This window comes from Alistipes sp. (assembly GCF_048465575.1).
Lineage (GTDB): Bacteria > Bacteroidota > Bacteroidia > Bacteroidales > Rikenellaceae > Alistipes.
In genome coordinates, this window is record NZ_DBFWLG010000026.1 from 43,171 (window position 1) to 51,683 (window position 8,513).

At 60.9% G+C, this 8,513-nt stretch carries 6 protein-coding genes; all 6 read right to left on the reverse strand.

The features are described 5' to 3' along the window. Position 1: 1 nt before the first annotated feature. On the reverse strand, positions 2-796 hold the full coding sequence (gene folP / locus ACMQ11_RS07845) for a dihydropteroate synthase (protein WP_418992215.1): 795 nt from the start codon (positions 794-796) through the stop codon (positions 2-4). 19 nt (positions 797-815) lie between these two features. After that, positions 816-1,406: a dephospho-CoA kinase gene (gene coaE / locus ACMQ11_RS07850; protein ID WP_418992216.1), complete on the reverse strand. Its 591-nt coding sequence runs from the start codon at positions 1,404-1,406 to the stop codon at positions 816-818. Further along, entirely contained in the window at positions 1,406-1,801 is a 396-nt protein-coding gene (locus tag ACMQ11_RS07855) for a hypothetical protein (protein WP_418992211.1), read from the reverse strand. Before ACMQ11_RS07855 ends, coaE begins: the two co-directional genes overlap by 1 nt. 133 nt (positions 1,802-1,934) lie before the next feature. Then, the gene (gene secDF, locus ACMQ11_RS07860) at positions 1,935-4,949 is read right to left on the reverse strand and encodes a protein translocase subunit SecDF (protein ID WP_418992212.1); all 3,015 of its coding nucleotides are present in this window, start codon (positions 4,947-4,949) and stop codon (positions 1,935-1,937) included. Positions 4,950-5,571: 622 nt separating this feature from the next. Beyond that, entirely contained in the window at positions 5,572-7,485 is a 1,914-nt protein-coding gene (dnaK, locus tag ACMQ11_RS07865) for a molecular chaperone DnaK (protein ID WP_418992213.1), read from the reverse strand. 200 nt (positions 7,486-7,685) lie between these two features. Next, positions 7,686-8,513: leucine-rich repeat protein (locus tag ACMQ11_RS07870; protein WP_418992214.1), on the reverse strand; the 828-nt coding region annotated here is incomplete at its 5' end.

An 8,513-nucleotide genomic window follows, 5' to 3' on the forward strand; every position in this document is an offset into this window, starting at 1 on the left:
TCTATTTTTCGTTTTGTATGAATTTACGGTAAATGCGCACCGTGTCGGCCGCTTCGCGCACGTCGTGTACGCGCAGGATCGTAGCGCCCTGCCGCAGACACTCCCAACCCAGGGCCACGGTGCCCGCCAGCGACTCCGCGGGCGACACGTCGAGTACTTTGTAGATCATCGATTTGCGTGATACCCCCGCCAGCACCGGCCAGCCCAGTGCCACCAGGCGGTGCAGACCGGCGAGCAGTTCGTAGTTATGCTCCGTGGTCTTCGAGAAGCCGAAGCCGGGATCGAGCACCAGGTTTTCGCGCCGGATTCCGGCCGCGAGCAACTGCGCCGTCCGCTCGCGGAAATAGTCGACCACCTCCGACACGATGTCGCGGCGGTAGGCCGTGAGCGACTGCATGGTCTGCGGGTCGCCCTGCATGTGCATGGCCACATAGGGAACCCCGAGCCGGGCCACCGTTGCGGCCATCTGCTCGTCGAGTTTTCCCGCCGAAATGTCGTTGACGATCAAGGGCCCGAACTCCTCGACGGCCCGCGCGGCGATCCGGCTGCGGAACGTGTCGACCGAGACCGCCATTGCGGGCGCCAGGCGACGCACCGTCGCCACGCCCAGCGCGACGCGCCGCCACTCCTCGTCTTCGGGCACCTCGTCGGCGCCCGGACGCGAGGAGTAGCCCCCCACATCGATGATCGCGGCACCCGCCTCCACGGCTTCGCGCACGCGCCGCTCGACGGCATCGGCATCAGGCGTACGGCTCGCGGCATGGAACGAGTCGGGCGTAACGTTCAGGATCGCCATCACCTGCGGCCGTGTGAAATCAATCTGCATAATGCGGGGCCTCGCGGCGGAAGATGCGGTCCAGTTCGGCCACGGCGGGCTCCAGGTCCTGTTCGAGAATATTGACGATCGAATAGTCGGCGCGGGCGGCGAGCGTGTCGTCGTCCAGCTGCGCGGCCATGCGGCGGCGCACATCCGCCGGGTCGCACTTGTCGCGCCGGGCAGCCCGCTCGGCGCGCAACGCGGCCGGCGCCAGGACCGCAACCGTCCTGTCGACCGCACCCTCCAGCCCGGCTTCGAACAGAATGGCGCTCTCCAGCACGACGTAATCGCCCGACTGCCGCGCGGCCCATGCTTCGAAATCGCGCAGCACGGCCGGATGGACGAGGGCGTTCAGATCGGCCAGCGCCTGCGGATCGCTGAAGACGATGCCCGCCAGCGCAGCCCGGTCCAGCACCCCGTCGCGGTAGACGGCGGAGCCGAAACGCGCCGCAACGGCTTCGCGCAGCTCGCCGCCCATCAGCCGTTTGGCCTCGGCGTCCGAGTCGTAGACCGCGGTCCCCAAGCGGGCGAAAAGGCGGCAGACGGTGCTTTTGCCGCTGCCGATGCCTCCCGTGATGCCGACTTTCATCATGGCTTCGAGGGGTTGTCGATCTCGGGCACGGCGCCGATCGAGATGATCTTGATGTCGCTGATACGCACCGAGATGGCGCTCTGGAGCGACTGCGGGTCGATGATGAGTTTCCCCTCGTGCCCCTCTTCGTGCGAACGCTTGTATTTGAGTTCCGACAACGGGATGCGCAGGGTCTTGTTCATGTAGACCCGGTAGCCGAACAGGTTGGTGCCTACCCCCTCGACCACGCACGTGACCTCGAACGGCTGGCCGTCGACATTGACCTTGACGTTCTGCTCGGTGGTGTAGGTATAGCTCAGCTTGGCGATATACCAGAGGATGAACGACGCGACCAGCAGCGCCAGAAAGACGGGCGAGACGTAGCGGTGCATCCATTTGAGAAAATTCTCCATAATAGTCGATCTGTCAGAGCGTGCGTCGGCAGGTCTCGGGGTCCGCGCACACGTTAGTCCGCACAAAGATAAAAAATAAAACGGACTGCACGAAAAAGTGCAGTCCGTTTTGCTCCGTATTATGAGAGGTGTGTTACTCCTTGTCCAGCTTGGCGCGCTTGGTCATCAGATCGTAAGCGATCGGCGTGGCGATGAAGATCGTCGCGGCGGTACCCACGATCACGCCGATGATCAGGCCGAAGATGAAGCCGCGGATGGTCTCGCCGCCGAAGAAGAAGATCGCCAGCAGCGTGACGAGCGTCGTGCCCGAGGTGTTGATCGTACGCGACAGCGTCGAGTTGATGGCGTTGTTGACGTTCTCCTTGAGGTTGCGCTTGGGATAGAGCCCCAGGAACTCGCGGATGCGGTCGAAGACCACCACCGTGTCGTTGATGGCGTAGCCGATAATGGTCAGGATCGCGGCGATGAAAGCCTGGTTCACCTCCAGGTTGAAAGGCAGGAAGCCGTAGAACAGGGAGAAGATACCGATAATCAAGAGGGCATTGAACGCCAGGGCAGCCGTGGCGCCCGTGGCCCACTGCCAGCGCTTGAAGCGGAACGTGATGTAGAGGCCGATGGCGATCAGCGAGAACAGCACCGAGTAGATGGCGTTCCAGGTCATGTCCTTGGCGATCGAGGGACCGATCTTGTCGGCCGTCAGAATACCGTTCTCGTCGGTCTGGGTGTTACGGAAATTCTCGAACGTGATGTCGTAGGAGTAGAGCGGACGCATGGCGTCGTAGATGATCTGCTCGACCTCGTCCGTCGCCTCGTCCGACGTGTCGTCGTAGCGGTACTGCGTCACGATGCGCATCTGGTTCTCGTTGCCGTACTGCTTGACCTCGAAGCTCACCGACGAGGCGTCGGCGTCGGCCTCGCGGGCGAATGCCTCCGTGAGGTTCTGGCGCACGTCCTCGGCCGATACGGGCTTGTCGAAGCGCACGACGTAGGCGCGGCCTCCGGTGAACTCGGCTCCCAGGTTCAGCCCGCGGGCGAAGAACGAGATGCACGAGATGACGATCACCGCCACGGCGATGCCGTAGCTGATCTTGCGCACGCTGATAAAGTCGTAGCGGGTGTTGTTGAGGAAATTCTCCGACCACTTGCGCGAGAACGAAATGGTGCCCCACTTGCCCACGATCCACTCGATCAACAGGCGCGTGATGAAGATGGCGCAGAAGAACGACGTGAGGATACCGATGATGAGCGTGGTGGCGAAGCCCTGCACGGGACCGTTGCCGAAGATGAAGAGGACGATACCGGTGATGATCGTGGTGAGGTTGCCGTCGATGATGGCCGAGTAGGCTTTCGAGAAGCCGTCCTTGATGGCCAGCGAGAGGCCCTTGCCGCCGCGAAGCTCCTCCTTGATACGCTCGTAGATGATGACGTTGGCGTCGACGGCCATACCCATCGTCAGCACGATACCCGCGATACCGGGCAGGGTCAGCACGGCGCCGAACGAGACGAGCACACCCATCAGGAGGAAGACGTTTGTCAAAAGCGCAATGTCGGACATCCAGCCTGCGGTCTTGTAGAACAGCCCCATGTAAAGCAGCACGAGGATGAAAGCGATGGCGAACGAGAGCATGCCCGCGTTGATCGACTCCTGCCCCAGCGAAGGACCCACGACCGTATCCTGGATGATCTTGGCCGGCGCGGGAACCTTACCCGACGAGAGCACGTTGGCCAGGTCCTTGGCCTCCTGAATCGTGAAATCGCCCGTAATCTGCGAAACACCCTTATCGATCTTGGTACGAACGGCCGGTGCCGAATAGACATAACCGTCGAGGACGATGGCGATGGACTTGTTGATATTCTCGCCCGTCAGACGCGCCCACTCCTGGGCACCCTCGGCGTTCATGGCCATCTCGACCTCCGCCGTAGCGCCCCGCTCGGAGTAGCGCTCGGTAGCCTCGGTGACGACCGAACCGTCGAGCGGCGCCTTGCCGTCGGGGGTGGTGATGCGGATGGCATAGAGGTAGTAGCGGCCTTCGATCTTGTCGTCGCCCTTGACGCCCCACTTGAAATCGATGTCGGCGGGGAACAACTCACGCACGCGGGGGTCCGAGAGGTAGGCGTTGACGGCGTCCATATCGGCCTTGTAGGCCGCACCGATGGCGGCATTACCCGCATAGGTCGGATCGAGCACGGCGAAGAGCGGGTTCTGCTCGCGCTCGTAGCGTCCCCCATGTTCCGGTCCGACGGCTGCCGTCGTATCGGCCCCGATCTCGGCGATCAGGCCCTCGGCTGCGGGAGCCTGGGCCGCGGGCGCGGTTTCGGCTTCGGCCGTCTCGGTCTGAGCGGCAGCGGTTTCGCCCAGCTGCTGCTTGAGGAACTTATCGGCCGAGACCAGCGACGGCAGCACCTCGCGGGCGTCGTACGTGGTCCAGAACTCCAGCGAGGCGGTACCCTGCAACAGGTCGCGCACGCGCTGCGGCTCCTTCACGCCCGGCAGCTCGACCAGGATGCGGTGCGAGTTCGGAAGGCGCATGATATTGGGCTGCGTCACGCCGAAATGGTCGATGCGGCTGCGCAGGACATTGAACGATGCGGCGATGGCGGCTTCGGTCTCTTTCTTGAGGATGCGCTCCACGTCGGCGTTCGAGCTTTCGAGCGTAATGTCCTTGCGGTCGGGGCTGACAAAGATCGCGGCCAGCGAACCGCCGTTCGTAAGGCGTTCGTAGGCTTTGACGAAATCGCCGATATAGTCTTTCGAGGTTCCCTCCTTGAGCGCCTGGTTGGCCTCGGCGATCGCTTCGACGAAAGCCGGATCGTTCTGGCTGTCGCCGGCCAGCGCTTTGACCACGTCCTCGACCTGCACCTCGAGCATGACGTTCATGCCGCCCTTGAGGTCGAGACCCAGGTTCAGCTCTTTCTCCTTGGACTCCTTGTAGGTGAACGACTTGAAACCGAGGTTGTAGACCGGCAGGTTCTGCACCGAATCGAGGTAGTGCTGTTCGGCCCCGGCGCGCTCGGCCTGGGGGAACTGCGCGGCGTACTCGGCCGCTTTCTTCTCTACGCTGCGCGTCTTGAACGTGAACGAGAGCTGGTAAACGCACGCCAGCCCCAGGAGCACGGCAATGAGTTTAATAAAGCCTTTACTTTGCATTTGAGTTGAAAAATTTGTTATTATTCGTTGTAATTATCTTCCTTACGCTCAATAGCACGCAAAGATAGGAAAATAAAGTGAAAAGCAAAAAGGCGAACCGGGAAAAGTGATGCCTCGGCCCGAAAAACAATTCAAAATTCAGAATTCATACTTGTTTATGCTTCTTTATGCTTCCGAATCTCGGTCCCCGATCCCGGTCGAGGGTCGCCAATCAAAGGTGAAAAGTGAAAGGTGAAAGGTGAAAGGTGAACTTTGCGGTTGAGCGAGTGCAGAGACTGCTTGCAGGCTATGCCGGGCGGGAGCAAAGTCAAGCCGCCGCAGGCGGGTGAAAGGTGAAAGGTGAACTTTGCGGGTAAGCGAGCGCTGAGGCTGCTTGCAGGCTATGCCGAGCGGGAGCAAAGTCAAGCCGCCGCAGGCGGGTGAAAGGTGAAAGGTGAACTTTGCGGGTAAGCGAGCGCAGAGGCTGCTTGCAGGCTATGCCGGGCGGGAGCAAAGTCAAGCCGCCGCAGGCGGGTTAAAGGTGAAAAGTGAAAGGTGAAAGGTGAATTCTTAATTGTGAATTTTGAATTAAAAAAGGCGCAGCCCCCGAAAGAGCTGCGCCTGACGTAATTTAAAAGGGGATTTATTTTACCTCCTCGAACTCCACGTCCTCGGGCTGGCCGTCGTTCGAACCGCCGGCTTGGCCCTGCGATTGCTGGCCACTATCGGCTCCCTGCTGTGCACCCTGTGCCTGCTGCTGCTGGGCGTAGATGTCCTGCGAAGCGGCCTGCCAGGCGGCGTTCAACTCCTCGATGGCCTTGTCGATGGCCTGCACGTCGGCGTTCTTGTGCGCCTCCTTGAGCTTGCCCAGCGCGGTCTCGATGGCCGATTTCTTGTCGGCCGGGAGTTTGTCGCCGTACTCCTTGAGCTGTTTCTCGGTGGCGAAGATGTTCGAATCGGCGGCGTTGATCTTGTCGATGCGCTCCTTTTCCTCCTTGTCCTTGGCTTCGTTGGCCTTGGCCTCGTCGCGCATGCGCTGGATCTCCTGCTCGGTAAGGCCCGACGATGCCTCGATGCGGATCTTCTGCTCCTTGCCCGTGCCCTTGTCCTTGGCCGAGACATTGAGGATGCCGTTGGCGTCGATGTCGAACGTCACCTCGATCTGCGGCACGCCGCGCGGTGCGGCCGGAATGCCGTCGAGGTGGAAGCGGCCGATCGACTTGTTGTCGCGGGCCAGCGGACGCTCGCCCTGCACGACGTTGATCTCGACCGAGGGCTGGTTGTCGGCCGCCGTCGAGAAGACCTCCGACTTGCGGGTCGGGATGGTCGTGTTGGCGTCGATGAGTTTGGTCATTACACCGCCCAGCGTCTCGATACCCAGCGACAGCGGCGTCACGTCCAGCAGCAGCACGTCCTTGACCTCGCCCGTGAGTACACCGCCCTGAATGGCGGCACCGATGGCGACCACCTCGTCGGGGTTGACCGACTTGTTGGGCGTGCGGCCGAAGAACTCCTCGACGATCTTCTGGATGGCGGGAATACGGGTCGAACCGCCCACCAGAATCACCTCGTCGATCTGCGAAGCCTGCAACCCGGCGTCGCGCAGTGCCAACTTGCACGGCTCGACGGTCTTGCGGATCAGGTGGTCGCACAACTGCTCGAACTTGGCGCGCGTGAGCGACATTACGAGGTGCTGCGGAATACCGTTGACGGGCATGATATAGGGGAGGTTGATCTCCGTGGTGGTGGTCGACGAAAGCTCGATCTTGGCTTTCTCGGCGGCCTCTTTCAGACGCTGCAAGGCCATCGGGTCCTGACGCAGGTCGATGCCATGCTCGGCCTTGAACGCCTCGGCCATGTAATCGATCAGCACGTGGTCGAAATCGTCTCCGCCCAGGTGCGTATCGCCGTTGGTCGACTTGACCTCGAAGACGCCGTCGCCCAGCTCGAGGATCGAAATATCGAACGTACCGCCGCCCAGGTCGTACACGGCGATCTTCATGTCCTTGTTCTTCTTGTCCATGCCGTAGGCCAGGGCAGCGGCCGTGGGCTCGTTGATGATGCGGCGGACTTTAAGACCCGCGATCTCGCCCGCCTCCTTGGTGGCCTGGCGCTGCGAGTCGGAGAAATAGGCCGGAACCGTGATAACGGCCTCCGAGACCTCCTGACCGAGGTAGTCCTCGGCCGTCTTCTTCATCTTCTGCAAGATGATGGCCGAAATTTCCTGCGGGGTGTACTGGCGGCCGTCGATGTCCACGCGCGGGGTGTTGTTGTCGCCGCGGACGATCTGATAGGGAGCGCGTGCGATGTCGGCCGACACCTGATCGTAGGTCTCGCCCATAAAACGCTTGATCGAGAAGACCGTGCGCTTGGGGTTGGTGATCGCCTGACGCTTGGCCGGATCGCCGACCTTGCGCTCGCCGTCGCCCGTAAAGGCCACCACCGAGGGGGTCGTGCGGTGTCCCTCGCTGTTGGGAATTACCACGGGTTCGTTACCCTCCATCACTGCTACGCAGGAGTTTGTCGTACCTAAATCGATACCAATAATCTTTGCCATAAGTCGTATATGAGTTTAATTGTCTTTTACACGTTACGCTACGGGTTCGAACAAAGGTTGTACCAAACGCCTATTCCTGCCAAATTGTCAGCACATTGGCAGAGATCGCCCGCTCAGGGGCCTGGCGGCGTGTTATTTTGGCAGAGAAACGGGGCGCAACCCCGCGAAAAAGTTGCGCCCCGCTCTGTTGGCCGGTCGATTTACAAGTCTCCGACGAGCGTCGCACGGTTGGTCTGCGCACTCGAAACGTTGTTGGTCCACACCTCCTGATAGGCCGCCAGACTGGCCGCCGGAACGTGGAACGTGGGATTGGTGTAACTGAAAACACCGGCCCCCAGCGTGGGAGGCGTCGTGGCATAGCAGAAAATTCCCTGCGACGCTGGAACACCGCCGTCCGCCGTATTCGAAAAACCACGCGACATGTCGAAAGCATACGTGCCGATCTCGCGCACAGAGGCCGGAAGGACGATCGTTCGGATCACTTGATTGCCGTAGAAAGCATTGGACGGGATGACGGCGATGTTCTGCGGCAGCGAAACATACCTTAGATCGGTGCTGAATCGGGCGGTCGCCTCTCCGTAGCGCGTAAAAATATTTTGCGGCAGCGTCGTACTTTCGTAGGTCGTTGCGCTCAGATCGAATCCGATAGGAGAGACAGCCGTAGCCGACAAATTGTCGCCCGAATTTCCATTCTTCATGAACGTGTCGTGCAACGATTGCAAATGGGCGAGCGTCAGCCCCGGAGTCTTAGCCGTCGGATTGTTCTTGAAATAGAGCATGCGGTCGGCCGTATTCGGATAGGAGAGCGTAGAGGGCGTCGTGCCGTCGGCGGCGTATCTCCACGGCAGCCAAAAGGTATTGTCCGTCGAATAGAGAACCGGCGAAAAGCTGTCGTCTTCGAATTGCAGCGCCGGCATGGCCAGAATCCGGCCCCGTCTGGCCGTCTGCCCAACGCCTCCGCGAAGCGTCATCACCCTGCCGTCGGAGAGCGTAACGTTCACGGTGAATCCCTTGCTGAAAGTGGTCGG

Bases quoted from the DNA above. Each gene is read 5' to 3' on its own strand.
- folP (WP_418992215.1), bottom strand. From the start codon at position 796: ATGGCGATCCTGAACGTTACGCCCGACTCGTTCCATGCCGCGAGCCGT.
- coaE (WP_418992216.1), bottom strand. From the start codon at position 1,406: ATGAAAGTCGGCATCACGGGAGGCATCGGCAGCGGCAAAAGCACCGTC.
- secDF (WP_418992212.1), bottom strand. From the start codon at position 4,949: ATGCAAAGTAAAGGCTTTATTAAACTCATTGCCGTGCTCCTGGGGCTG.
- ACMQ11_RS07855 (WP_418992211.1), bottom strand. From the start codon at position 1,801: ATGGAGAATTTTCTCAAATGGATGCACCGCTACGTCTCGCCCGTCTTT.
- dnaK (WP_418992213.1), bottom strand. From the start codon at position 7,485: ATGGCAAAGATTATTGGTATCGATTTAGGTACGACAAACTCCTGCGTA.